The following is a 24842-nucleotide window of genomic DNA, read 5'->3' on the forward strand; positions in this document are numbered from 1 at the left end:
GAGGTGTCCGTCAGCGCAGCCAGGCTGCCGGCAGGAACCGGCGGGTGAAATGCCACATGGTGAAACATTCCACGGCGAAAGCCAGGAAGCCGAGATAGCCGTAAAGCGGCATTTCGAAAATCTTCGGTTTGTTTAAATACGGCACAGTATAAACCCATTTCGCGCCGGCCCAATAATTCCAAAATTCCCACAGGAAACCGCAGATCAAACCGGCGGTGAACAGCGTGAGCAGAGTGGTCAAGGAGCGCTGTTGCAGCTCGCGCAGCAGCGACGGCGCGCCCAGGCGATAATTCAGCGGATCGAGCAGGAAAATGAAGCCGATCCACACGCAGACGAACAGATAGCAGGCCACCGTCGCCGGCAACAACAACGGCACCGTGCAACACAGGAAACCGAAAACCACGAACAGGTGCAACACTCCGGCCGGCACAATCGGAGGCGGGGCATTTGCGCCGTGCCATTTCGCCCCGCGAAACAACCCGTGGGCCTGCAGCAGTTCGTGGGTCAGTAAAACGCCGGGATAGATCGTGGCAAACGACCAGACGAAGCCGAGCAAGCGCAGGGTGAGATTTTCCGGCAGATTGACATAGACCCAGTTGCGCAGATGGAGATTGTAGCCTTCGAACATGAACCAGTAGATTACCGAGAAGAAGGCCATGGCGGCAAATTCGCGGGTATGCGCGAACAGGAACGATTCGCCGCGCTGTTTGAGCAGCAGCGCGTCAAGCAACAAAAGATAGCCCGTCCATTGCACCGGCGTGAACCACACCCACACCGGGTTGACTTTGGCAAACATGAGGATTTGACCGGCCAGCATGATGGCGAGGCCCAGCAGGCCGTGCCAGGGAAGGGGCACATGCCGCGCGCGCACCAGACGGTGGGCGGCAGCGGGAGGAATGGGCATGGCAGCTTAGTTCAGGAATTCGGGTGAGCGGGACAGACGTTCGAATATGATGCGTTTGAAGCGGCGGCAGTAGATCATTTCAAACACCGCTTCTTTGTCCGGGAAAAGCTCGAAGGCATAGCGTCGGGCCAGGTGGACCAACCGGCAGGCTTGCACCAGAGAAACCGAGGGGTTTGCCAGCAACAGGCAAATCACATCGGCCACCCGGGAAAGCCGCCAGGCTTTCCGGCGCTCTTCCTGCACGGCATGATCGCCGGTTTGGGGATTGGGTTTTGGTGCCTCGCTCATCGCAAAACCACCTCGGTTGCAGTTTACACAGCGGCCGGCAAAGTATAAAGGTTGCTTGCAAGAAAGGCAAGAAAATCTTTACTTGGAACGGGTCTGCCCACCAGCCGGTATAACAGGGCACTTACAGAAGCGAATCGTTGAAGCCCGATTGGAATGCTCATGCGCGCACTCGCGGTGACAAGGATGATCTTTCTGGCGGCCATGTCGCTGTCACTCTCCGCACAAACGATACCGCTGTCCCAGACCCTCCCCCCGGATTCTCCTCACTTTTTCTCCTCCCCCGCGGATTCCGCTGCTCCCGGCAGCCGCACGGCTTTGTCCGCCACTGCAGTCTTGCGCGGCGAGACGCCGGAAATACGCTTGCTGCGGCTGCGCCGCCAGGCATTTGTCGAACAGATGTTGGGGCGTGCCGCGGTGGGCGTGAGGGATTCGACCATGGCCTTTCGGGTGTCCACCACCCACCTGCCGGCAATCGGATTGACCGCGGAGGAGCTTGCCCGTTTAGGGTCACAGCCTGATCCGGTCGAGGACGTTATACGCCGCGATCAACTCGGCGTGCCTGCGTTGTTCAATCTCGGCGAGGTATTGGGCCAGGGTGTGAAATATCTCGCCGGCAAAGCCGGTTTGGGGCAGCCGCAACCGAAGCCCTGGAGTGTGATTCCCACGGCTGCCGAGGTCAGTGTCATGAAAGTGTTGTGGCAGGAAGGCACGGCCACGACCGCCGCCATCTATGCCCGGCTTGACAGCCTGTCCCTGACAGTTGAAGACCTCGAAACGCTGCTGGAAGACCTGAGCGCGCGTGGCTGGGTCACGCGCAAGCTGGTTTCGCCGCAACATGAATTCACCGTCTTTGGCCTGATGACATTCGAGATGAGCCGCAAGAACGCCAGAAACCGGGAATACCTCTACACGCCTCTCATTCCTCGTCAGAAAATGCTGGCCTATTTGGGGGCCACGGCCTATGCGCGGCGGGGACGGCATGCGCCCGGCGATGAGCTTGTGGCGGCACATTTGCGCCGGCTCATGATTCTGTTGACAAGCGAAGGGCCGGACGGCAGGAATTGAAGAGGGCGCCGCCTCCGCCTGCGCCATTCCTGCAACGGTCAAGCGCAGGCGGGGCCGGTCCTGCTTTTGCGAAGGCGTTTCTCGGGATATGCGGTGGCACAGGCTGCCGGCGTGCCGGCAGACAGCGCGTGTGTGCCGGGAGATCAGAAAAGAAAAGCCGTGGTCAGGGCCACGCTGCGGATGGGTTCGAGGTTGCTTTCGACCTGGGTATAGTAATAGTCGAAGGCATTGTAGAGGTTGAGCGTGATTTCCACGGGCGTCAGGCGCACGCCCGCGCTGAAGTTCGTCACCCGCTGCGCCACGTTGGGCTGGTCGGGGAAAACGCAGAACCGCACCCGGCTGACGTAGCGCGAATCCACGCCCAGGAAGTAGCGGCCGAGCGTGAGGGTGGCGTTGCCGGTGAGCAAGTGGCGCGGCCGGTAGCACAGCGTTTCATTGGCAGCTTCGAGCATCCCCGTCACATCATTGCGGCGCTCCAATTGCCGCGCATCGAGATAGGTGTAGCTTCCCCCGAGGGACAGCCGCCGGTTCCATAAGGAGACGGTAACGTCCACCTCGGCCCCGCGTATGCGCGCCCGGTTGAAATTCTGGAATTGGATGACATTTTGATTGCGCTTGGTCACAAAACGGCCTTCGATCAAATCTTGATAATCACTCCAGAACACGGCAGGATTGATGAACACGTTGCTGAGCACGAGCTGCCCGCCGACCTCATGCGACCAGCCGATTTCCGAGCTGAGATTGGGATTGGGGATCACCACGAAGCCGCTGGCTTTGGTGAGCGTGAAAAGTTCGGCCATGGTGGCGGCGCGAAAACCGCGGCCGGAGGACAGGCGCAGCGACAGCGCCGGCGAAACCACGCAAACCAGCCCGAAGCGCGGGTTGAGATGATATTCCTGCAAGCCGGTGTCCACCCAGTGATAATCCCCACGCAGGCTGGCGGTCAGGGTAAGCGCCGTGGTCGCTTTCCATTCATGCTGCAGATAAGCGGCGAAATCCCGGCCGTCATGCCTGCCAAAGAGCGTGGAGTTGATGTTGTTCACTGTTGCCGACAGGCCGAGGGTGGTGGCATGCACCGGGTTCAACTCGATATCGAGTTGGGCCTCGAGATCATTTTTGTAGGCGCGCGAGTCGATATGGGGGCTGGTGTTGTTGACGAACGGATTGGGGTCGGTCTCGGCGAGATCGTTTTCGAAGCGGCTGTAATAGAAAGAATCGCGCAGCCGCAGCGTCATGTTGCTGGCGGGCAGCGTTTGATACGTGATGCCGGTTTGCAGCCGGCGCGTGTGCGTGCTCAGACCGGCGGACGATTCCGGCACGCGTGTAATTTCGTTGAGGCTGCGCGCGGCGATGGCCTCGCCGCCATGATTGTTGGCGACATTGACATATGCCGTCAGGAACGAAGTCGGCGTGAAACTGTACTTCAGTTTGGTGTAACCGTTGAAGCGGCGATAGTTGCCGTTTTGCGAATAACCGGTCGATTCCCGCCGGCCCAGCGAGGCACGCACCCGCCATTTCCCGAAGGCGCGTGAATGAGAAATGTCCTGGTAGTTGTAGAACAACGTGCGCTCGGTGAAGCGCCACTCCGGGTAGCGCGGCTTGTCATAAATCCCGGTGGTGGCTTTGAACGTCGTGACCGGTTTCCCGGCCGGGTCTTTCGTGATGATATTGATCACCCCGCCCAGCGCGTTGCTGCCATACAGCGAGGAGGCCGCGCCCTTCACCACTTCCACCCGGTCGACTTCATTGGGCGGAATCTGATCCCACTTGATGTCGCCGCTGTCGCCGGGCAGCATCGGCACGCCGTCGATCAGCAGCAGCACACGCGTGCCCGCGCCGCGGCTGTAACCGGAGGAGCCGCGGATGTTGATCTGCCCGGCCATCAGATTCACGCCGGGCGCAAACTCCAGCAGCCGGTCGAGCGAAATGAAGTTTTGTTGCTCGATTTGGCGCGCATGCACCACGCTCAAACTTACCGGTGTTTCCAAAAAGGATTGTGCCTTCTTGCTGGCGGTCACCACCACCTCCGGCACGTCGATGGCGGATTCGCGCAGTTGCAGGCTGACGCGCGTGGTGTCACCGGCCGTCACGCGCAACACCGCACTCATGCCGGCGACGTAGCCGATCAAGGAGGCGCGCACCCGATAATTGCCCGGCGGCACCCCGCGAATGACGAATCGGCCGTCACTATCCGAGATGGTGCCCATGCTCGTCCCTTCGACCATGAGATTGACCCCGGGCAGCGCCTCCTGAGTCGTCGCTTCGCGCACGCTGCCGGCGATCACACCGCGCGCCGCCGGTGTTTGCCCCTCGAGCGTGGCGCCGCTGCCGAGCAGCAGCACGGACAGGAGAGGCAGCAACCGCTTGGGTAAACGTTCCATGAGATTCGTCCCTGAATGATGGTATGGCAAAGCCTTCCCGCGATCGTCTGATTGATGCCATGAGCGCCCGATCCGCCGCCTGGTCGCTGTGATGCGGGTCATGGCAGGATGGGGGAAGGCGGCGAGAGCCGCGCGAAGTCAGCAATGATGTCGACGCCGGTGAGCATTTTCTTGCCGGGCACCGTGACACTGGCGGGCGCCGTGAAGCTGCCGTCCCGGCTGTAAACGCCCAGGGTGTCCAGGCCGCTGTAATCGCTGCTGGCAAACTTTTTTCTGGGTTTCCACGCCAGCACCACCCATTCATAAGTGCCGGGCGCCAGCGTGAGGGTGTAATCGTAAGTGGAAACGAAGCGCGGCAGGGTATCGCTGAAAACCGGGGGATTCAGGGCAATTTCAAAAACCGAAGCGGGCATTTTTCTGAACACCGCCACTCGCACCCATTCCGTGGTATCCGGCCATGCTCCCACATAAGTGATGCGCCCGGAAATGCCCTCGCGAATGGGGGCCAGCCCGTGATCCGTGCACGCGGGAACAATCATGATGATGACAACCAAGCCGAGTGGGAGCAGCGCGATGGCGTGCTTGCGCATGGGTTTCCCTCACAGAAATAAGCGGTTCATCCTGCGGGAGCAGGGCAAGCTCTGGGATGGTTCGAATGTTTGCCCGCACCGCCACGGTCTGCCGCCGCAAGATCACTCAAAAATTTTGACTCAAATTACAGCATGCGATCATTATTGTCAACGGCGAAAACGGCCGCGGCAAATCAAAAGGGGGGAGGGAACGGTCACCGCGAAGATTTTGAACCACGCAAGCCACCAAGAGTGTGAGGGAAAAGCTGTTGTCTCCAGGCAGGGCTGCCTGCTCTGCTCCACACCTTTCCTAAGGGATGACGCCGTGGCACGGGAGGAAACGCGGCAATCCGGTCGCCGGCGCCATTCGTATTTCCAAGGCATCATCCTGTTTCTCATTTTGGAAAGGATCAAAACATGACACCCGTTTTCGCCACGGCCGGTGGCTGCCACGGCCGATTCCGCCTCTGGTGGCAGCTTCTGCCGGCCGCGCTGTGTTTGTTCCCGCTTTGTTCCGTCCTGGGCGCGGCCGGCGGGCCGGATCACAGTCTGTTCACTGCAATTTTGCGTGATCACGTCCGCGCGGGCGCGGTCAATTATCGCGCCCTGAAAGAGGATGCGCGTCTGCCACAATACCTCGCCATGCTGCAGCAAACCGATCCCGCCGTCCTCACCGTCCGCCGTGAGCGGCTGGCGTTCTGGTTGAATGCCTACAATGCCTTCACGCTGCACTACGTGATCAGCAAGTATCCCGTCAAAAGCCTGATGAACAAGCTCGCTTATGCCACCGGCGGCGGCACGTTCAAGACCAAATTCATCACCATCAACGGCGTCAAATATTCGCTCAACGACATCGAAAACGACATTATCCGGCCGATGGGAGACCCGCGCATTCATTTGGCACTCGTGTGCGGCGCCAAAAGCTGTCCACCCCTGCGTGCCGAAGCCTATGTCGCCGACCGCCTGGAGGAACAGCTCGAGGAGCAGGGGCGTCTTTTTCTCAGCCAGCCCGAAAAAAACCGTTTCGACTTCACCAACAACGAAATCCATCTTTCAAAAATCTTCGACTGGTTCAAGGATGATTTTCGCAAGCAGGGTGGCAGCGAACTCGATTTCATCGCCCGGTTTTTGCCCGCGGAGCAGGCGGAGCTGCTGCGTGCCCGCGCCGCGACCATCAAGGTCAAATACACCGAGTATGATTGGAGTCTGAACGAGTAATTGCATCCTCCCAGCCGCCGGACAACAGCGCTCACCCTCGATCAGGAGCAAGACATGACCGACCCGCTCGACAAGCCACAGCCGCTTGCCGTTTCGATCATCATCCCGACCTGGAACGAAGCCGGGCAGATTGCGGACCTGGCCGGCTCTCTCGCCGGCCAGCCGGGCGTCGAATTGATTTTTGTCGATGGCGGCAGCAACGACGGCACCTGGCAGAAGATTGCAGAGATGAAGCACCGCTTGCCCGGCATTCATCTGCTGCACGCACCGCGCAGCCGCAGCCGCCAGATGAATGCGGGTGCGCGGTTGGCCCGCGGCGAGTGGTTGCTTTTTTTGCATGCGGACACGAAGCTGCCTCTTGCGTCTCTGCAGGCTTTTCTGCAAACTGCCGCCCAGGACACCCGGCTGGTCGCCGGTGCCTTCCGCTTTCGCGTGACACATCCGCGGCGTGTGTATCGCTATCTCGAATGGTATGTCGCCTTGCGCTGCCGGCTGTTGAAGCTGCCGTATGGTGACCAAGCCTTGTTCGTCAAACGGCAGGTGTTCGCCAAAAGCGGCGGATTCCGCGAGGATTTCCCGCTGATGGAGGATCTCGAATTCGTCCGGCGCCTGAACCGCGCACCGGGCTTTCGCGTGTTGTCCGCACCGGTCTATACTTCGGCACGACGTTATGAGGCCGAGGGTTTTTGCAAGCGGGGCTGGAATAATTTGCGGTTGCAGTTTCTTTATGCCTGCGGTGTACCGCCAGTGCGGCTGGCGGCGGATTACTGGAAGAGTGCAGGAGGTTCACAGCCAATTTTCGCGGAGCAAAGCATGCCCACTGTCCAGCCAGTCGAGCAGGGAAGCACAAACGCCAACATTCACGGCACCGGCCAACAGTGGCCCGGCGCCGCGGAATGCAAAGCCAGAACCTGGAGTCGGTTGTCGCCGCATTTGCGCACCCCCGAGCAATGGCTGGGGCGCCGCAAAGCGATCGGCTGTGTCTCGCTTGAAATCACCCAGCGCTGCAATCTCGACTGTGAACTGTGTTATCTCAGTGAAATGAGCGAGGCCACCCTCGACCCGCCGCTGGTGGCGCTCGAGCAGCGCCTGCGTGAGATTCGCGCGCATTACGGCCCGGGCACGGCGGTGCAAATCAGCGGCGGCGACCCCACTCTGCGGGCGGAAGACGAGCTGCTCGCAATTGTCCGCTGTGCCGCGGCGCTGGACTTGCAACCGGCGCTGCTCACCAACGGCATCAAAGCCACCCGCCCGCTGCTGGAGAAACTGGCTGCCGCCGGCCTTACCGACGTCGCTTTTCATGTCGATCTCACCATGAAGCTGCGCAAGGCCGACAAAAGCCTCTACACCAGCGAGGAAGAGTTGAATGAGCGGCGGCTGGAGTACATCGCGCGGGCGCGCGGTTTGAAGCTGGCGGTGATTTTCAACACCACGCTGTGTGCCAGGAATTTTCATGAACTGCCGATGCTGGTAAGGTTTTTCTGCACGCACGCCGACGTGGTGGGCATGTGCAGCTTTCAATTGCAGGCGGATACCGGCCGCGGGACACTGCGCGGCCGGCCCGGGGAGATCACGCCTGACAACGTCGTCCGCATCATCAACGAACAGGTCAAACACCGCATCAATTTCGACGTCTTCACCATCGGCCACCCGCAGTGCAATCGCGTGGGTTACTCGTTCGTCAGCAACGGCAATGCCTACGATCTCTGGCATGATCCCGGCATCATCAACCGCCTGGCGGACAAATTCGAGGGCGTAAAAATCGACCGCCGCGATCCCGCCGCCGCAGTCAAAAACCTGGCGCGGCACATCATCAAGCATCCCGTCTTGTTGTGGGAAGCCGCGAAGTTTGTGGGCGTGCACGCCTGGCGGATGAAGGGGGATCTGCTGCGCAGCGGCTTGCGGGTGCACAAGCTCAGCTTTTTCGTGCACAACTTCATGCACGCCCAGGCGCTCGATCCCGAACGCATCGCCAACTGTTCTTTCATGGTCATGACGGTGAACGGCCCGATGTCGATGTGTTTGCACAATGCCAATCGCGATGCCTACATCACCGCGCCCTTCGTGATCCGGCAGAATGGACAGGAACAAGTTTTCAACCCGGTGCGGCCCCACCGGCGGGCCTCCTGGGAGAGCAAAAAAGCCATGCTGGCTGGGCCGGCTGCTTCTGCAGTCCGGGCAGACAGCGCCTCGGGTTAAAGCGGCAGGATTGTCCCGCCCCCTGTTTGGGCGGCGCGCAGGTGCCAAAATCGGCATGAGGCTATGAAAATTGAATACCTCCTCTTCAATCTCTGCGTCCTTGCCGGGCCGCTGCTGATGAGCTTCGAGAAAAAGATTTACTTCTTCTCGCGCTGGCGCCCGGCAATGGCGGCCATCTTGCTGGTGGCACCCGGTTTTATTCTCTGGGATGCCGCAGTCACTGGCAGACACTGGTGGTTCAACCCCTCCTACACCCTCGACTTTCGTATTGCCGGCCTGCCTCTGGAAGAGTGGTTGTTCTTCTTCACCGTGCCGTTTGCCGCCTTGTTTGTCTGGGAAGTGATCGGCTTTTATCTGCCTGATCGCCGCCACGCCGCGGCCAAAGGTTTCGCACTGCTGCTGTGGCTGGCGCCCCTGCCGGGCGTGCTCGCGCTTTGCCACGGCCGGGAATACACCGGCCTCATGCTTTTGGCGGTGAGTCTCACGGCGGTGCTCGATCGTCTGCTGCAGACGCGCTTGTTGAGCAGGCAGCGGGTGCTGCTCTATTTCGCTGCCACGCTGATGCTGAATGTGATCTGCAACGGCTATTTGACCGCGCGGCCCGTGGTGGTTTACAACGCGGCACATCATCTTGGCCTGCGAGTGGGCACGATTCCGATTGAAGATTTTGGCTACGGCTTTGCCTTGATCATGCCGGTCACAATACTCTATGAGAAGTTCCGTGGGACAGCGCCGGCTTAAACATGTGCTGGTGATCGGCGCCGGTCTGGGCGCCCTGAGCGCGGCAGTGCGTCTGGCGCGCATGGGGTTTCGTGTCACCGTGTTCGAAAAAAATGCCGAAATCGGCGGCAAAGCCGGCGAACGCCTGTTGCACGGCTATCGCTTCGATACCGGTCCCTCCCTGCTCACCATGCCATTTGTGGTGGATGAGCTGTTTGCTTTTGCGGGCTGTGCGCGCGAACAGTTTCTGCATTATGTGCCGCTGGAGCCGATTTGCCGCTATTTCTTTCCCGACGGCACCCGCCTGGATGCCAGCTCCGATCCTGCCCGGATGAAGGCGGAAATCGCCCGGCTTTCCGCCCGCGAGGCCGCGCAATACGAGAAGTTTCTGGCGTACAGCCGCCGCATTTATCAACTCACGGCGGAGATTTTTCTTTTTTCCCCGTTTCATGAATGGCGCAGACTGCTGCGCCGGCGAAATTGGCGGACGCTGTTTTCCCTGCCGCTCCTCGATCCCTGGCGCACCGTGCATCAGGGAGTGGCCCGCTTCTTTTCGGATGCGCGCCTGCTGCAATTGTTCGACCGCTACGCCACCTACAATGGCTCGAATCCCTATCGCGCGCCGGCGACGCTCAACATCATTCCTCATGTCGAGTATGAACTGGGCGGCTATTACATTCAGGGCGGCATGCGGCGTCTGGTGACGGCGCTCGCACAAGTGATGCAGCATCTCGGTGTCGAGCTGCACATCTCCCATCGTGTCGAGAAAATTTTGCATGATGGCAAAAAAGTCACCGGCCTGCAGGTCGAGGGCGAAAAGGTGGCGGGGGATTATGTGCTCTGCGGACAGGACGTGGTGGTGGCATATGAACAATCGCTCGAAGGGTTTGACCGGCGGCGGCGGCAACTGCGCCGGTTGGAACCCTCCTGTTCCGGTCTGGTTTTTCTCTGGGGTGTGCGCCGGACGCATGAGCAGCTCCTGCATCACAACATTTTCTTCTCGCATGATTACCGCCGCGAGTTCGAAGAAATCTTTGATGAATTGCTGCCGCCGCAAGACCCCACCATCTACCTGGCCATCACCAGCAAGAGCGATCCCGCGCACGCTCCCGGTGGCGGGGAAAACTGGTTTGTGCTGCTGAACATGCCCTATTTGTCCGGCCGGTGTGATTGGCGGAAGGAGTGGCCGCAGGTGCGCGAGCGCGTCCTGACCAAGCTGCGTCGCTTTGGCCTCGAAGTCGCCAGCGCCATTGCAGTGGAGGAGGTCATCACCCCGCAGGATTTTTACGATCTCTATCTGAGCAATCGCGGCAGCATTTACGGCATTTCCTCCAATCGCCGCAGCACGGCTTTTCGCCGGCCGCCGAATCGCAGCCGCGATCTCGAAGGCCTGTACTTTGCGGGCGGCGCGACCCATCCCGGCGGCGGCATCCCGCTGGTGTTGCTCTCCGGCAAACTGGCTGCGGAATTGATTGCCGGGCATGCAGCCCGGAGCTGAGACCGAAACCGGAACACCGGGGAAAATGACAAATCCTGTTGGAGGGGATTGCAGCCGGTGCTGCGTAGTGTTTAAAACAAAACCCTGCAACGCGGCCCCCGCCGGCAGGTTTGAGAGGAAGAAGGCGGCGTTACGCCGCGTGAAATCTGCAACGAAATATCCCGACTGAACAACCGGGTTGATGTGAGACCATGACAAGCAAAAGAAAAATCGTTGTTATTGGTTCGGGTTTTGGTGGCTTGGCGGTGGCGATCCGGCTGCAGGCGGCCGGTTTCGCAGTCACCCTGCTGGAAAAAAACGCCATGGTGGGCGGCCATGCCTGCCAGCTCAAGCAGCAGGGTTACACGTTCGACATGGGCCCTTCGCTGATCACGGCGCCGGACATCATCCAGGCGGTCTTTGCCAGTGCCGGCCGGCACCTGGAAGACTATCTCGAACTGATGCCACTCAATCCGTTCTACCGCATCTATTACCATGATGGCAGCCATCTCGATTATTCCGGTGACGGGCCCGCCATGAAAGCACAAATCTCCGCCTTCCACCGGCGTGATGGTGCAAATTACGAACGCTTTCTGCGCGACAGCGGCGCGATCTATCACGCGGTCATTACCGACGGCCTCGGCACCACTCCCTTTCACGAACTGAAGACCATGCTCGCTTTTCTGCCGCGCGCCCTCCGCCTCAAAGCCCTGTATCCGGCATACTTTCTCGTCAGCCGCTATTTTCGCGATCCGCGCAATCGTTTCGCCTTCTCCTTTCATCCGCTGTTCATCGGCGGCAATCCTTTTCGCGCGCCCAGCGTTTACTTGATGATTCCCTATCTGGAAAAAGCCGGCGGCGTATGGTTCAGCCGCGGTGGCATGTACAGCCTGGTGCAGGCTTTCGAAAAGCTGTTTTTGGAATTGGGCGGCCGCCTGCAAACGCAGGCGGAAGTGACGGAAATCTTCGTTCGCAACGGCCGCGCCACCGGCGTCCTCGCGCGGGGGGAATTTCACAGCGCCGAGGCGGTGATCTCGAATGCCGATTGGGCGCATACCCATTTGCAGCTCCTCAAGCCGGAGCATCGCCGCCGGTGGACGGATCACAAGGTCAGGCGGCTGGACTATGCCATGAGTGCGTTCCTGCTCTATCTCGGTGTGCGCAAGCAATATCCCCGGCTGCTGCATCACACCCTGATCCTGTCGCCGCGCTATCGGGAGCTGGTGAAGGATATTTTTGATCGCAAGATTCTGCCGGAGGATTTTTCCATGTATTTGCATGTGCCGACGCGCACCGACCCCGGCATGGCTCCGCCCGGCTGCGAAAGCATGTATGTTTTGATTCCGGTTCCCAATCTTGCCGCCCGGGTGGATTGGCAAATGCAGGCGCGGCCCTTTGCCGACAAAGTACTGCGTTTTTTGGAGGAGGATTTTGGCCTGTCTGAGCTGCGCCGCCACCTCGAGGTGATGCAAATTTTCACGCCGCTCGATTTCAAGCTGCAGCGCAATTGTCATCTGGGCAGCGCCTGGGGGGTGGAGCCAAAACTGACCCAGACAGCTTATCTCCGGCCGCACAATCGCAGCAACGACATTCGCAACCTTTACTTTGTCGGGGCCAGTACGCATCCCGGTGCGGGTGTCCCCGGCGTTTTGCTCACCGCCGCGGCCACCGAGCGGTTGCTGCGACGGGATTTCGGCATGCCGGCGTTGCGTGTCACTGCCGGGACAGCCGGGCTTTGAGTCCGGCGGAATGTTGCCAGCCTCTCGCCATCCGCCGTCACGGCGGGCGTTTAGGGAGAGAACGTTACGGTGATGGAACCGTCACCCTTGCGGCGACTTGGCCGCACATGCTTTCAGGCTGTCCCGATTGGCAGACTGCAAGTCGGTGTGGGAGAAATCAGGAGTGCCTTTGCGAGAAACAATCATGAAATACTGGCAGGAAAAAAAGCATCGCATGGCGTTTGAACATGCCCGCCGTTCGACGGCTTACCATTCCAAAAGTTTTTACCTCTCCGCCCGCCTGCTGCCCGAGGAGAAGCGCTGGGCGACCTTCGCGGTGTACGGGTACTGCCGCTATGTTGACAACTTGATCGACAAGCAGCGCGGCCGCCACGCCGTCGAGATCGAGCGCGAGCTGGAGTTTCTGATTCATGAGCTGGAAACAGCCTATCGCACCGGCGAGTCCGAGCATCCCATCATTCAGCCTTTTATCGTCGCGGCACTGCGCCATGGTATCCCGATCAAACATCCCCTGGATCTGATCAGCGGGGTGCGTATGGATTTGCGTCATGTGCGCTATGCGACCTTCGACGAACTTTATCCGTTTTGCTACAAAGTGGCGGCGGTTGTCGGCCTGATGATGACCCACATCTTTGGTTATCACTCGCCCGCCGCCTTCGCCTACGCGGAAAAGCTCGGCATCGCGATGCAATTGACCAACATTCTGCGCGATATTCAGGAGGATCGCCGCATGGGCCGCATTTATCTGCCGCTGGCGGAATTGCATGCCTACCACTGCACCGAGCAAAACATTCTGGCGGAGCAGATGACACCCGGCTTTCGCGAATTGATGGCGTTTCAAGTGAATCGTGCTCATTCCTACTACGATGCCGCGGAAGCCGGCATTGCACTGCTGCACGATGATGCACGCTTCGCCGTGTATGCCGCCAGCCGCATCTATCGCGGCATTTTGCGCCGTCTGGAGTCGCGCCACTACAACCCGTTTCTCGGGCGCGTCTATGTGCCGAAACACACCAAGCTCAGCATCGTGCTGGAGGAGGTGTTGCGCACCAAAATGTCCGCCGCCCATGGCGCCCTGGCCTGCCCCGTCGAAACGAGTTGAGACCATGATACCCGCCAAACATGCGCGCTGGGCGGACTTGATCTTTCATCCCTATCTGCGGCTGCTCTGCCGCCGCCATTTCCACCGGCTGGAGATTCTCGGCACGCTGCCGCACATCGACCCGCAGTTGCCCGTGCTCCTGCTGCCCAATCACAGCACCTGGTGGGACGGCTTCTTCGTTTATCTCCTGAATCGCACGCTCTTTCACCGCCGGCCATATTTGATGATGCTGCAGGAGCAGCTCGCGCGCTATGCCTTCTTCGCGCGCCTCGGCGCTTTTTCGATTGACCCGCACTCGCCACGGGAAGTCCGCCAGGCCTTGCGTTATGCCGCGCACTGCCTGCAGGCACAGCCGCCGGTTTTACTGGCCCTCTTTCCGCAGGGCGAGTTGCGGCCGTGGCATGTGCGGCCGCTCGGATACCGTCGCGGTCTGGAGGTGCTGCTGAAAATGGCGCAATGCCGGGTCAATCTGCTCAACCTGGCCATCCAGGCCAGCTTTCACCGCGAGCGCCGCGCGGAAGTGTTTTTCCTCTTTGATGAAAATCGTCGCATTGACCATCGCGATTTTCCCGATCACCGCAGTCTGGAGCGCGCCGAGGAGCGTCTGCTTGCCGAACTGCGGGAACGGTGCGATCGTGGCGAAAGCGGCCTGCCCGTGCTGGTCTGACCTCATGGTGCCGTGAAGCCTGAATCGCGGGTCTTTCCGGCGGCGGCCCTCCCGGGGGTGGCACTCGCTTTCGTATTCAGTCTCTGCCTGAAACCACGAGATTTCAAAAAAATGTTCCTGCAACCGCATGGCCCTTGTCTCAACGTCATGCGGAGACTTCACGGTCTCCGGCTGCGAAAAACTTTGGCTCATCCGGGGCGGGAACGGCTTCGGATCGATATTCCTCACCCGCAGTGCCGGTGAGCGAAGGGAGGGCAATCGGCTGCTGGTGGCAGGGAAATAGTCTTCAAACGATGGAACTCCTGGCTCTCTTGCTCACGGTCATGCTGGTCTTGCTCGGCCTCGTGCTGGTGGTGACGTTGTACAATGCTTTCACCGCGCCGCTGCTCGAACGGCCGCCGGTTTTGGATGATACGCCCTTCGTTTCCGTGCTGGTGCCGGCGCGAAACGAAGCCGCCAACATCATGGCCTGTCTCTCCGGTTTGCAGCAACAACGCTATGCACGATTCGAGATCATCGTGCTTGATGATCATTCCAGTGACGCGACCTCCGCGCTGGCCGGCACCCTTGCCGCACACGACCGGCGGATTCGAGTGCTCGCCGGTGAACCGCTGCCGGCGGGCTGGACGGGCAAGAACTGGGCCTGTCATCAGCTCGGCAAACATGCGCGCGGCGAGATTCTCATCTTCACAGATGCGGATTGCCGTCATCGCGCAGGGGTTATCGCCGCGACCGTCGCATGGATGCGGAAGTATCATCTGGGCGTGTTGACCACCTTCCCGCAGCAAATCACTGTGACCCTGCCGGAAAAACTGGTGGTGCCGGTGATCTACATGCTGGTCTACAGTTACCTGCCGTTGTGGCTGACTTACTATTCCACATCGCCCGCACTGGCGGCTGCCAACGGCCAGTGGCTGGCTTTCACGCGCGAGGCTTACGACCGTCTCGGCGGCCATGCGGCCCTGGCCGCGGAAGTGGTGGAAGACGTGGCGTTGAGCCGGCGCGCCAAGCAGCACGGTGAGAAGATGCTGGTGCTCGCGGGCAACCACGCGGTGCAGTGCCGCATGTATCAATCCTGGCGCGGCGTGTGGGAGGGATTTTCCAAGAATGCCTTTGGTCTGGCCGGCCATCAAACCACTCCGTTCTTCCTGCTGTTGCTGCTGTTGTTCGGAGTGCACGTGTTGCCGTTCGTTCTGATTTGGCTGCCGCCGTTGGCGAAACTCGCGGCCTTGGGCATTGCGATGAATCTCGCGTTGCGGCTGGTGCTGGCGGTGAAATACCAACAGCCGGTGCTGAGCAGCATCTTTTTGCATCCGTTTGCCGTGGTCTTCACGCTTCTCATCGGCCTGAATTCCTACCGCTGGTTCCGCAGCGGCAAAATCGTCTGGAAGGACCGCCGCGTGCCCTCCCAACGGCGCGCCGCCCCCTCCGCGAGCCGGGCTGCCACATGAAGATCAATCCGCACACGCTGCGTGTTGGTTTGGTTTATTTCCTGCTGCTGACGGGCGCAGCCTGGCATGCCCTCGGGGTGTTGCAACGTGCGATGCGGCTACTGGCCGCGCCCATGATGTTCGCACTTGCCCTCTTGCTTTTGGGCGAATATCTGTGTAAGCTTCGCCGCCTGCAGACCACAACCGACCGCAACCTCGTGCAGCGCTTCGCAGGCTGGGGCAGCGCGGTCATTCTTGCAGGCTTTCTTGTGGAGCTGGTGGGGGTGCACACCGGCAGGCTGTTTGGACACTATCACTATCAGGGCGTGCTGCAACCGGAGTTCGCCGGCGTTCCGCTGGTCATCGGTTTTGCCTGGCTGACCATGTTGCTCTCCTCCGCCGCGCTGGCGCAGCGTTTTCTGAAGGCGGGGGCAAGCCCCGGCCGCTCTGCTGCCGGCATTGCTGCTTTCATGGTCTTGTTCGACCTCTTCATGGAGCCGGCGGCAATGGCACTCGGTTACTGGCATTGGCAGGAGGGCGTGGTGCCATTGCAAAACTATGCCGCCTGGTTCGGCATCGGCTGCCTGCTGGCCCATGTTGGCTTGCGACTGGGCGTGTTGCAAACGGAGTTTTCGAGTCTCCCCCGCCACGCCTACCTGGCGCAATTGCTTTATTTCACGATCGTAAACTTGTCACATTGATCGAACAGCAAAACTGATGCATCCCTACGTCACCCAATCCTCGCGCGGGCTGTTGTTTGGCGGCGCCATCATGGCGCTGTGGTTCGGCAATCTCACCATGCTGCTCACCCAGCCGGTTGTCGCGGGCGCCTGGCTCTGGCTGGTGCCCGCCATGCTGTTGCAAACCTTTCTGCACACTGGCCTGTTCATTACGGCGCATGATGCCATGCACGGCACCCTCAGCCGGCACAAGCGCTGGAACGATTTCGCCGGCAGTGTGTGCGTGCTGCTGTATGCGCTGTTCTCTTTCCAGCGGCTGCGCCGCGAGCATCAAAAACATCATGCGCAACCGGCAAGTGTGCAGGATCCGGATTTTCACGACGGCGAACACGCCGGTTTCTGGCGCTGGTACGGCCATTTTATGCTGACCTATGTGACCTGGCGGCAGCTTCTTGGCATGGCGCTGGTTTTCAATCTCCTGCATCACGCGCTGCACCTCGCGCTGGTGAACCTTCTGCTGGGCTGGATTTTCCCGGCGCTGCTCAGCACGCTGCAGCTTTTCTATTTCGGCACCTACCTGCCCCATCGCGAACCGGCAGGCGGTTACGACAATCGCCATCGCACGCGCAGCAATGCCTTCGGGCCGTTCTGGTCGTTTCTCTCCTGCTATCATTTTGGCTATCATCTCGAACATCATGAATTTCCATTCGTGCCCTGGTGGCGGCTGCCCTTCGTGCGCCGCCAGCAGATGCGCCGCGGCAATTGAAGATTCCGCCGGCCTGTGCCCCGCCGGCAGATTCTGCTGATGGTGCCTGCGGCCGCACTGCCGTTTCATTTCACCCGCAATGCAGAGCTTGCCCGTCGATGTCTGTTCCCGATCTCCGCGTCTCGGCCTGCAACACGGCCCCGCCCAATCCCCATGCTGATTACGTGCTGTATTGGATGATTGCCAACCGCCGCACGCAATGGAATTTCAGCCTGCAGCGCGCGGTCGATTATGTGGTGCAGTGGCACAAGCCGCTGCTCGTGCTGGAAGCCCTGCGCTGTGACTATCCCTGGGCCAGTGAGCGGTTTCATCGCTTCGTGATTGAAGGCATGCACGAAAATGCCGGCCGCCTGGGCCGGACCCCGGCATTTTACTATCCCTATGTGGAACCCGAGCCGGGTGCCGGCAAAGGTTTGCTGGCAGCACTGGCGGCGCGCGCCTGCGTGGTAGTTACCGATGATTTTCCCGCCTTCATGCTGCCGCGTATGATCGCCGCCGCCGCCCGGCAGGTGCCCGTGCGGATGGAGAAAGTCGATTCCAACGGCCTGTGGCCGATGCGCGCCACTGATCAGGTTTTCCCAACGGCCTATGCCTTTCGTCGTTTCCTGCAAAAGCATTTGCATGCCCATTTGCTTGCCCTGCCGCTGGCGGATCCTTTGCAAGGCCTGAAACTGCCGAGACTCGGCGCTCTGCCCGGGGAAATTTTGCAGCGCTGGCCACCCGCCGAAGTGACACGGCTCCTCGAGAATCCTGCCGCCCTGGCAAAATTGCCAATCGATCATCGTGTCGCCGCCGTGCCCACCCGCGGTGGCAGCACGGCAGGCCGCGAGAAGCTGCAGACATTTCTCGAACGGCGGCTGGCGCGCTATGCGGAGGAACGCAATCAACCGGAGCAGGAGGTGACCAGCGGCCTGTCCCCGTATTTGCATTTTGGCCATCTCAGCGTGCATGAGGTCTTCACGGAACTGATGCAACGCGAGCAATGGTCGCCGGCGCTCTTGCCGCCCCGCGGCAACGGGGCCAAGGCCGGCTGGTGGGGGGTGCGGCCGGCCGCCGAGGCTTTTCTCGATGAATTGATCACCTGGCGCGAACTGGGATACAACTTTTGCTGCCTGCGCGAAGACTACGATCAATATGAATCCCTGCCGGCATGGGCGCGGGCCTCGCTCGACCGGCACGCCCGCGACCGGCGCAGTTATATTTACTCTCTTGCCCAATTTGAACAGGCCGCGACTCATGATCCGCTGTGGAATGCGGCACAGCGGCAGCTCGTCACCGAGGGCCGCATTCACAACTATCTGCGCATGCTCTGGGGCAAAAAGATCCTGGAGTGGAGCCGCGATCCGCGGGAGGCGCTGGCGATCATGATCGAGTTGAACAACAAATATGCCTTGGACGGCCGCAATCCCAATTCTTATTCCGGCATCTTCTGGGTGTTGGGCCGCTATGACCGGCCGTGGGGCCCGGAACGGCCGATCTTTGGTGTCATTCGTTACATGAGTTCCGAAAACACCACCCGCAAAGTGCGTGTGCGTGAGTATATCCAGCGGTATACCGGCAACCCGCCCGCGCTGTTCGAGTGATTCCTGCGACAAGGAGAATGCACCATGCCCCTCTCCAAAAAGGTTTTCATCACGCCTTCGTTTTGGAAGCTGGTTTGGCACCTGCCCAAATTGCTCCGCCCGGTGCTGCGCCTCATGCGTGACCGGCGCGTGCCGCTGCCCGGCAAGCTTGCCGTCGTGGCGGCGTGCGCCTATGTGGTTTCCCCGGTCGATTTGCTGCCTGATTTCGTGCTGCCACCTTTGGGCCTGAGCGATGATTTCGCCATCCTGCTGGCAGCCCTCCGCTTTCTGTTCAAACTGACTCCACCCCAGGTTCTTCAGGAGCATCTTGGTGAGCTCGATTTGCACGCGATCAGCTAAAACGAAATGGCGCGGCCGTGGCTGCCGGCATACCGCGCCGAATGAGGCGCGCACACCAGCGGCGATTTTGCTCGTGTTGATTTCGCTGTGGCATGTCGCGGAGGCGCCGGCGCAGACGCTGCGGCTCGAGGTGGTTTATCCCCGGGAGGAGCTGACCATCACCGCGCGGGATTCGACGTTTGTGTTCGGCAACTATCAGCCGCCCTCGGCGAAAATCCGGATCAATGGCGTGCCCGCCAGGCAATACCCCAATCAAACCTACATGGCCATGGTGCCGGTCAAACCCGGCAAATTCGTGTTTCGTGCCGTGGCGATTGACACCCTGCCGGCAAGCGGCAGCGTTGATTCGGCTGTGGTCGAACGGCGGGTTTACATTCCTGCTTATCTCGCGACCTCGCCGGCGGCGCCTCTGCAGTTTGACACCAGCTATGTTTATCCCAAAGTCGATCTCGCCATGCGAGCCGGTGAGGTGCTGGGTGTGGCGGTGAAAGCTTCGCCCCGCTGCCGCGCAACCTTCTCCATCGCCGGCGTGGCGCAAGACCTGCCCATGGCGGAACAACGGCCGCGCCGGCAATTTGACTGGGGTGAGGCGGTGTTTGGCCGTGCCCGGCCGCCCAACACACCCGAGGTGATGGGCATCTACACCGGCGTTTACACCTTGCGTGACAGTGATTCCCTGCACAACGCGAGCATTCACTTCCAACTCAGCAACGATCAGGGCGATACGATCACCCTGACGGCGCCCGGGCGCCTGAGCCTGTGGTCCGACGCCATCCCAGAGGTGGCCAGCCTGACCGAAGAATTGACCATCGGCCGCACCGGACCGGGCAATGGCTACCTGCTTTTCCTGCCGCAGGAGGTTAAATTGCGTCTCACCGGCAGGGAGGGCGGATTTTATCGCGCGCGCCTCACTGACGACGAGTCGGTTTGGGTTCCGGTGGCCAATTGCCAGCTCCTGCCCGCCGGCACGCTGCCGCCGCGCACCACCGTGCAGGTTGCCCGCACGCAGAGTTTTGCCGACCGCACACGCGTCACTATTTTCATGGAGGAACGCCTGCCTTTTCGCATCGAACAGCGCACCCAGCCACAGCGCCTGGAGGTGATTTTGTTCGGTGCCACGGCCGATACCGACTGGATCCGCCATGATTACGGTGATCCCCTGATCGGTGAAATTCGCTGGTCGCAGGATCAGGACGAGAAATACCGGCTCAGCATCGCGCTCAATCAAAAGCAACAATGGGGTTATGCCGTCGGCTATGACGGCACGAATCTCGTGCTCGACATCAAAAAGACCCCGAAACTTGCGCCGCCGCCCCACAGCCCGCTGCACGGTTTGTGGATTTGTGTGGATCCCGGCCACGGCCCGGATTTGGGCGCGATCGGCCCCACCGGGTTTTGCGAGAAGGATGCCACCTTCCTGCTGGCGGAGGAACTGCGGGCGCAACTCGAGCGCCGCGGGGCCAGGGTGATCCTGACGCGCACCGTTGCCGAAGAGGGCATGACGCTGGCGGCGCGGCGCAAGTTCGCCGACGTCAGCAATGCCGATTTGTTCATCAGCCTGCATTACAACGCCCTGCCCGACGGCGTGAATCCGTTTCTCAATCGCGGCTCCAGCGCGTTTTATTATCATCCGCAAAGTTACGAGCTGGCAAATAAAATTTTGCGCATGTTGCTTCAGAAGCTAAAACTTCCTAATTTTGGCCTGTTTTACGACAATCTCGCGGTGTGCCGCGTCACCAACATGCCGGCCGTGCTGATCGAGCCGGCGTTTCTCATGCACCCGGAGGAGGAGAAACTGATTCTGTCGCCGCGCTTTCGTGAGCAAACCGCGGCGGCCATCGTCGCCGGCATGGAAGCCTTCGTGCGGGCTGCGCGTGAATGATGCTGCCCCGGCCGCCGGGCCATGCCTGTGGGAACCCTGTTGCAACCGCTCAGGCAGGAATGTATTTGGACTATGCTTATTGCCCGAAATGTGCGGGCCATCTCGAAAAGCGCGCGCTCGATGGCCGTGAGCGCCAGCTATGCTCCCGCTGCGGGTTCATCTTGTACCACAATCCCATTCCCGCCGTTGCCGTGATCGTGCAGCAGGATGATGAGGTTCTGTTGGTGCAACGCGCCGTCGCGCCGCGCGCCGGTGATTGGTGTCTGCCGGCGGGCTTCATGGAGTGGGAGGAGGGGCCGGAGCAGACAGCGCAGCGGGAAGCGCGGGAGGAAACCAATCTCGACATCCGGGTACAGCAGCTTTACGGTGTTTTCCCGGCCAGCGACTATCCCGCCAATCGCATCGTCCTGATCGTCTATCGTGCGGCGATCGTGGGTGGCGAGCTGCGGCCCGGTGATGACGCGCGCGACGCGCGTTTTTTCAAACTGACGGAATTGCCCGAAAATGTGGCCTTCCGTGTGCATCGTCAGATTCTGGCAGCGCTCCAGGAAGAGCGGTTTGCGTCTCTGCCCAAGCAGGATCCGTGATGAAGTGCAGAATACGAATACTTTGTGTGCTGCTGGCCGCTGCAACGCTGAGCGGTAGTTGTCGCTCGGCGCCGGAGTCGCAGCCGACGCCCGCAGCGAGGGTTGGGATGAGCGGCGAAAAAGGTGCGCAAAAAGTCTATCTCGATGAAATGCCCCGGCTGTTTACCACTGCTGCCGGCCGTCAACTCTTGATTCCCGTGACTGGTAGTTTGCCCAATCCGGCCTATCGACTGGACACTCTGCGCGTGGAGCAGCATGACGCTGTGATCGAAATCACGCCGCTGGCGCATTACAATGACAGCCTGATGGTCACGCAAGTCCTGGTGCCCTTTTCCAAAACCGTTGCGGTCGGCCCATTGCAACGGGGTGAATACCAATTACGCTTCCACAGCCGTGCTGGAGTGCAGGAGGCCAGGATCATCGTCGAGTGAGGGGCATGGCAATAAATTGCGACGGTCGCGCAACGTCCGTCCCGCTGCGGAACCGGGGTTTGGGGAAGATGATGAGCTTGCAGGTTAATCCCGGCTGCGCCGGTTTGTAGCGCAGACCTCCTGCCGGCGTTGCTGTGCAGAGAGAATTTCTGCGGTGCAACATTTCAACAGTCGTGCCGGAGTTGATGCCTCCTCCACGCCGGTCCGGCTGCTGCGGAAACGTTTTCAAAAGTGCGCGCTTTCGGCGTGATACGCAGCATGCCGAATTTGCCGGCAGATCAGACTCGAACCTCGCGCGGTGGCGACACATGACGGGTTTCTACTATCATCCGGATTTTCTGCTGCACGACACCGGTGGCGGCCATCCGGAGCGGCCGGCGCGTCTGACTGCGATCATGCAACATCTGGAGGCCACCGGCCTGCTCAGCCGGCTGCACCGCCAACAGCCGGAACCCGCGCCGCTGGCCGCAATCGCGACGGTGCATCCAGCCGGCTACGTGGCGTGGGTGCAACAGAGCTGCGGGCCACGGCTGCACCTGCTCGATTCCGACACTGTGGTCTCGCAGCATTCCTTCCATGCGGCACAACTGGCGGTCGGTGCCGCCCTCGAGGCCGTCGCGCAAGTCAGCGCGGGCAGGCTGCACAATGCCTTCTGTGCAGTGCGGCCGCCGGGCCATCATGCCGAAACGAGCACGGCGATGGGTTTTTGCCTGTTCAACAACGTGGCCACTGCCGCGGATTGGCTGATTCGAAACCGGCGCGCCGAAAAAATCCTGATCATCGATTGGGACGTGCATCACGGCAACGGCACCCAGGAAATTTTCTATGAACGCGGTGATGTTTACTTTTTGAGCTTTCATGAGTGGCCGCTTTATCCCGGTACCGGCCGGGAGGATGAAACCGGCGCGGGCGCCGGCCGCGGCTGCACCCGCAACGTTACCATAGCGCCTTACACCCCCGAGGCCGACTATCTCGAACGCTTTTTTGCCGTGGTGCCGGAAGTGTACGAGCATTTCAAACCCGATTTTGTGCTGCTTTCCGCCGGTTTCGATGCCCATCACCAGGACCCGCTGGCACATCTCCGCTTGACGGAAAGCGGTTTCGGCCGCATGACCGGGCTGGTGCTGGAGCTGGCGCAAACTTATGCCGCCGGCCGCGTTGTTTCCCTGCTGGAGGGCGGCTATGATCGCAACGGGCTGGCGCATTCCGTGGCTGCGCATCTGGAGAAAATGCTGGCAGCGGCGCGTTGAGAGAGCCGGCGTGTGCCGCCTTTCGTCCTCCGGCTGCAACTCTTCCGAGGCCGGAGATACATTCACCCGGCGGGCGCAGAATCGCGCCCGTATCTGTTGTTTGACCGGACGATGATCACAAAACGTCTCGTGCGAGACGGAGTGGGTGCAGGCCATGAGCAGCAAGGGCTGGCAAGACCAATGCGCGAGCGATGATTCCTTCCTGCCGCTGCGGCGGCGCATGGTGACGCAGCAGCTCGAACGTCGTGGCATCCGTGATGCGCGTGTACTCGAAGCCATGCGCAGTGTGCCCCGTCATCTCTTCGTGCCGGAGCGCTACCACGCCCTGGCATATGATGACAGCCCGATCGCGATCGGCTTCGGCCAGACCGTCTCCCAGCCTTACATCGTCGCCTATATGCTGGAAGCGCTGAAGCTGATCGGCATCGAAAAAGTGCTGGAGATTGGCACCGGTTCGGGTTATGAAGCCGCGCTGCTGTCACACTTGTGCGAGGAAGTATATTCCGTCGAAATCATACCGGAGCTGGCGGCGCGTGCCGCCAAAACGCTGGCGGAACTCAACTACACCAACGTGCATGTGCGGTGCACCGATGGCTACAAGGGCTGGCCGGAGGCGGCGCCCTTCGACCGCATCATTCTCTCCGCCGCGCCCACGCACGTCCCCGAACGGCTGGTGGAACAACTCGCGCCCGGCGGCATCATGATTCTGCCGCTGGGTGATCTCGATCAACATCTCGTGCATTTGACCAAAACTGCCGCGGGCAACATCGAGCGCACACAATCCCTGCCGGTGAAATTCGTGCCGATGACCGGGCTTTCCGCGGCCATGAATTGAGCTCTCACCTGCTTGCGATCCCATGCCGGCACCCTCCCCCCGCAAAACCAAACAGGTGCTCACCGAGCGCGACGTCCTGCAGGCCTGGCGGCAGCGCCAGCATCAAATCATCGTGCCTGCCGGTGTGATCATCACGCCTGCGGCGCGCGATGCGGCCCGGACGCGCGGCATGCAATTCGTTGATGCCACCGCCGCCACTCCGCAGCCGGCAGCGGCACCCCCGCCCCCGGCAAGCCCGCTGCTGGTCATCATTGGCTCGGATCATGCCGGCTATCAACTCAAAGAGCAAATCAAAACGCTGTTGCGCGAACTGGGGTACCACCACGAGGATGTGGGCACCTTCAGCGAAGCGCCGGTTGACTATCCCGACATCGCCGAACTGGTGGCGCAAAAAGTGGCGGCCAGACCGGAGCGGCGTGGCATCATCATTGACGGCGCCGGCATCGGCTCGGCCATCGCGGCCAACAAAGTACCCGGCGCGCGTGCCGCCGCCTGCTTTGATCTTTACACCACCCGCAACAGCCGCGAGCACAACAACACCAACGTCTTGTGTCTGGGCAGCCGCAATCTCGGAATTGACATTGCCAAAGAGATCGTCAAAGTCTGGCTGGCCACCGGTTTCGGTGGCGGCCGCCATCTGCGCCGGATCGAAAAGATAACCAGCCTGGAGCAGAAATACGGCCGCACGGCCTGAAACCTGTGGTCTGCTGTTTCGTTTAAGCTGGCGGCC

Annotated in this window: 23 protein-coding genes; 19 read left to right on the forward strand and 4 right to left on the reverse strand. The window is 60.6% G+C overall.

Going from position 1 to position 24842, the window contains the following annotated elements; genetic code table 11:
• Window positions 1-10: 10 nt before the first annotated feature.
• Both ONB52_05115 and ONB52_05120 read right to left on the reverse strand, forming a co-directional pair.
• Window positions 11-904: a hypothetical protein gene (locus tag ONB52_05115; protein ID MDZ7415527.1), complete on the reverse strand. Its 894-nt coding sequence runs from the start codon at window positions 902-904 to the stop codon at window positions 11-13.
• 6 nt (window positions 905-910) lie between these two features.
• The gene (locus tag ONB52_05120) at window positions 911-1192 is read right to left on the reverse strand and encodes a hypothetical protein (GenBank protein MDZ7415528.1); all 282 of its coding nucleotides are present in this window, start codon (window positions 1190-1192) and stop codon (window positions 911-913) included.
• 159 nt (window positions 1193-1351) lie between these two features.
• On the opposite strand from ONB52_05120, the gene ONB52_05125 reads away from it, so the two are divergent.
• On the forward strand, window positions 1352-2257 hold the full coding sequence (locus tag ONB52_05125; protein MDZ7415529.1) for a BlaI/MecI/CopY family transcriptional regulator: 906 nt from the start codon (window positions 1352-1354) through the stop codon (window positions 2255-2257).
• A gap of 143 nt (window positions 2258-2400) precedes the next feature.
• Here ONB52_05125 and ONB52_05130 read toward each other — a convergent pair whose 3' ends face one another.
• Window positions 2401-4638, reverse strand: coding sequence for a TonB-dependent receptor (locus ONB52_05130; protein MDZ7415530.1), 2238 nt, complete (start codon window positions 4636-4638; stop codon window positions 2401-2403).
• Window positions 4639-4736: 98 nt separating this feature from the next.
• A complete protein-coding gene (locus tag ONB52_05135) occupies window positions 4737-5228 on the reverse strand; it encodes a hypothetical protein (protein ID MDZ7415531.1) in 492 nt (163 codons plus the stop codon).
• A 396-nt stretch (window positions 5229-5624) separates the two neighbouring features.
• Between ONB52_05135 and ONB52_05140 the strand changes: the two genes are divergently transcribed.
• The 18 genes from ONB52_05140 (at window position 5625) to rpiB (ending at window position 24806) form a co-directional block, all read left to right on the forward strand.
• Complete coding sequence (locus ONB52_05140; GenBank protein ID MDZ7415532.1) at window positions 5625-6425, forward strand: DUF547 domain-containing protein; 801 nt, start codon at window positions 5625-5627, stop codon at window positions 6423-6425.
• A gap of 54 nt (window positions 6426-6479) precedes the next feature.
• Window positions 6480-8624, forward strand: coding sequence for a TIGR04283 family arsenosugar biosynthesis glycosyltransferase (locus tag ONB52_05145; GenBank protein MDZ7415533.1), 2145 nt, complete (start codon window positions 6480-6482; stop codon window positions 8622-8624).
• 63 nt (window positions 8625-8687) lie between these two features.
• Window positions 8688-9365 carry a lycopene cyclase domain-containing protein gene (locus ONB52_05150; GenBank protein MDZ7415534.1) on the forward strand — a complete coding sequence of 226 codons (678 nt, stop codon included), beginning with the start codon at window positions 8688-8690 and terminating at the stop codon, window positions 9363-9365.
• Window positions 9334-10842, forward strand: coding sequence for a phytoene desaturase family protein (crtI, locus tag ONB52_05155; protein ID MDZ7415535.1), 1509 nt, complete (start codon window positions 9334-9336; stop codon window positions 10840-10842). Before ONB52_05150 ends, crtI (ONB52_05155) begins: the two co-directional genes overlap by 32 nt.
• A 191-nt stretch (window positions 10843-11033) precedes the next feature.
• Window positions 11034-12560 carry a phytoene desaturase family protein gene (crtI, locus tag ONB52_05160; GenBank protein ID MDZ7415536.1) on the forward strand — a complete coding sequence of 509 codons (1527 nt, stop codon included), beginning with the start codon at window positions 11034-11036 and terminating at the stop codon, window positions 12558-12560.
• Between the two features lie 169 nt (window positions 12561-12729).
• On the forward strand, window positions 12730-13662 hold the full coding sequence (locus ONB52_05165) for a phytoene/squalene synthase family protein (GenBank protein MDZ7415537.1): 933 nt from the start codon (window positions 12730-12732) through the stop codon (window positions 13660-13662).
• A 4-nt stretch (window positions 13663-13666) separates the two neighbouring features.
• The gene (locus tag ONB52_05170) at window positions 13667-14329 is read left to right on the forward strand and encodes a lysophospholipid acyltransferase family protein (GenBank protein MDZ7415538.1); all 663 of its coding nucleotides are present in this window, start codon (window positions 13667-13669) and stop codon (window positions 14327-14329) included.
• A gap of 293 nt (window positions 14330-14622) precedes the next feature.
• Window positions 14623-15780 (forward strand): glycosyltransferase, encoded by a 1158-nt coding sequence (locus ONB52_05175; GenBank protein MDZ7415539.1) that lies wholly within the window; start codon window positions 14623-14625, stop codon window positions 15778-15780.
• On the forward strand, window positions 15777-16460 hold the full coding sequence (locus ONB52_05180) for a carotenoid biosynthesis protein (GenBank protein MDZ7415540.1): 684 nt from the start codon (window positions 15777-15779) through the stop codon (window positions 16458-16460). Before ONB52_05175 ends, ONB52_05180 begins: the two co-directional genes overlap by 4 nt.
• Window positions 16461-16476: 16 nt before the next feature.
• A complete protein-coding gene (locus ONB52_05185; protein MDZ7415541.1) occupies window positions 16477-17205 on the forward strand; it encodes a fatty acid desaturase in 729 nt (242 codons plus the stop codon).
• 98 nt (window positions 17206-17303) lie between these two features.
• A complete protein-coding gene (locus tag ONB52_05190; GenBank protein MDZ7415542.1) occupies window positions 17304-18788 on the forward strand; it encodes a deoxyribodipyrimidine photolyase in 1485 nt (494 codons plus the stop codon).
• Window positions 18789-18812: 24 nt separating this feature from the next.
• Window positions 18813-19127 carry a DUF1232 domain-containing protein gene (locus ONB52_05195; GenBank protein MDZ7415543.1) on the forward strand — a complete coding sequence of 105 codons (315 nt, stop codon included), beginning with the start codon at window positions 18813-18815 and terminating at the stop codon, window positions 19125-19127.
• Window positions 19128-19200: 73 nt separating this feature from the next.
• Window positions 19201-21009 (forward strand): N-acetylmuramoyl-L-alanine amidase, encoded by a 1809-nt coding sequence (locus tag ONB52_05200; protein ID MDZ7415544.1) that lies wholly within the window; start codon window positions 19201-19203, stop codon window positions 21007-21009.
• 59 nt (window positions 21010-21068) lie between these two features.
• A complete protein-coding gene (locus ONB52_05205) occupies window positions 21069-21596 on the forward strand; it encodes an NUDIX hydrolase (protein MDZ7415545.1) in 528 nt (175 codons plus the stop codon).
• Window positions 21597-21703: 107 nt separating this feature from the next.
• Window positions 21704-22027: a hypothetical protein gene (locus ONB52_05210; protein ID MDZ7415546.1), complete on the forward strand. Its 324-nt coding sequence runs from the start codon at window positions 21704-21706 to the stop codon at window positions 22025-22027.
• Window positions 22028-22335: 308 nt separating this feature from the next.
• Window positions 22336-23277 carry a histone deacetylase gene (locus ONB52_05215; protein MDZ7415547.1) on the forward strand — a complete coding sequence of 314 codons (942 nt, stop codon included), beginning with the start codon at window positions 22336-22338 and terminating at the stop codon, window positions 23275-23277.
• A 154-nt stretch (window positions 23278-23431) separates the two neighbouring features.
• Window positions 23432-24112: a protein-L-isoaspartate(D-aspartate) O-methyltransferase gene (locus tag ONB52_05220; GenBank protein ID MDZ7415548.1), complete on the forward strand. Its 681-nt coding sequence runs from the start codon at window positions 23432-23434 to the stop codon at window positions 24110-24112.
• A 238-nt stretch (window positions 24113-24350) separates the two neighbouring features.
• A complete protein-coding gene (gene rpiB / locus ONB52_05225) occupies window positions 24351-24806 on the forward strand; it encodes a ribose 5-phosphate isomerase B (GenBank protein ID MDZ7415549.1) in 456 nt (151 codons plus the stop codon).
• The last annotated feature ends 36 nt before the right edge of the window (window positions 24807-24842 follow it).

It is taken from the genome of candidate division KSB1 bacterium (assembly GCA_034506255.1).
GTDB classification, from domain to species: Bacteria; Zhuqueibacterota; Zhuqueibacteria; order Zhuqueibacterales; family Zhuqueibacteraceae; genus Coneutiohabitans; species Coneutiohabitans thermophilus.

Bases quoted from the DNA above. Each gene is read 5' to 3' on its own strand.
- ONB52_05115 (MDZ7415527.1), bottom strand. From the start codon at position 904: ATGCCCATTCCTCCCGCTGCCGCCCACCGTCTGGTGCGCGCGCGGCAT.
- ONB52_05120 (MDZ7415528.1), bottom strand. From the start codon at position 1,192: ATGAGCGAGGCACCAAAACCCAATCCCCAAACCGGCGATCATGCCGTG.
- ONB52_05125 (MDZ7415529.1), top strand. From the start codon at position 1,352: ATGCGCGCACTCGCGGTGACAAGGATGATCTTTCTGGCGGCCATGTCG.
- ONB52_05130 (MDZ7415530.1), bottom strand. From the start codon at position 4,638: ATGGAACGTTTACCCAAGCGGTTGCTGCCTCTCCTGTCCGTGCTGCTG.
- ONB52_05135 (MDZ7415531.1), bottom strand. From the start codon at position 5,228: ATGCGCAAGCACGCCATCGCGCTGCTCCCACTCGGCTTGGTTGTCATC.
- ONB52_05140 (MDZ7415532.1), top strand. From the start codon at position 5,625: ATGACACCCGTTTTCGCCACGGCCGGTGGCTGCCACGGCCGATTCCGC.
- ONB52_05145 (MDZ7415533.1), top strand. From the start codon at position 6,480: ATGACCGACCCGCTCGACAAGCCACAGCCGCTTGCCGTTTCGATCATC.
- ONB52_05150 (MDZ7415534.1), top strand. From the start codon at position 8,688: ATGAAAATTGAATACCTCCTCTTCAATCTCTGCGTCCTTGCCGGGCCG.
- crtI (MDZ7415535.1), top strand. From the start codon at position 9,334: ATGAGAAGTTCCGTGGGACAGCGCCGGCTTAAACATGTGCTGGTGATC.
- crtI (MDZ7415536.1), top strand. From the start codon at position 11,034: ATGACAAGCAAAAGAAAAATCGTTGTTATTGGTTCGGGTTTTGGTGGC.
- ONB52_05170 (MDZ7415538.1), top strand. From the start codon at position 13,667: ATGATACCCGCCAAACATGCGCGCTGGGCGGACTTGATCTTTCATCCC.
- ONB52_05175 (MDZ7415539.1), top strand. From the start codon at position 14,623: ATGGAACTCCTGGCTCTCTTGCTCACGGTCATGCTGGTCTTGCTCGGC.
- ONB52_05180 (MDZ7415540.1), top strand. From the start codon at position 15,777: ATGAAGATCAATCCGCACACGCTGCGTGTTGGTTTGGTTTATTTCCTG.
- ONB52_05185 (MDZ7415541.1), top strand. From the start codon at position 16,477: ATGCATCCCTACGTCACCCAATCCTCGCGCGGGCTGTTGTTTGGCGGC.
- ONB52_05190 (MDZ7415542.1), top strand. From the start codon at position 17,304: ATGTCTGTTCCCGATCTCCGCGTCTCGGCCTGCAACACGGCCCCGCCC.
- ONB52_05195 (MDZ7415543.1), top strand. From the start codon at position 18,813: ATGCCCCTCTCCAAAAAGGTTTTCATCACGCCTTCGTTTTGGAAGCTG.
- ONB52_05205 (MDZ7415545.1), top strand. From the start codon at position 21,069: ATGTATTTGGACTATGCTTATTGCCCGAAATGTGCGGGCCATCTCGAA.
- ONB52_05210 (MDZ7415546.1), top strand. From the start codon at position 21,704: ATGAGCGGCGAAAAAGGTGCGCAAAAAGTCTATCTCGATGAAATGCCC.
- ONB52_05215 (MDZ7415547.1), top strand. From the start codon at position 22,336: ATGACGGGTTTCTACTATCATCCGGATTTTCTGCTGCACGACACCGGT.
- ONB52_05220 (MDZ7415548.1), top strand. From the start codon at position 23,432: ATGAGCAGCAAGGGCTGGCAAGACCAATGCGCGAGCGATGATTCCTTC.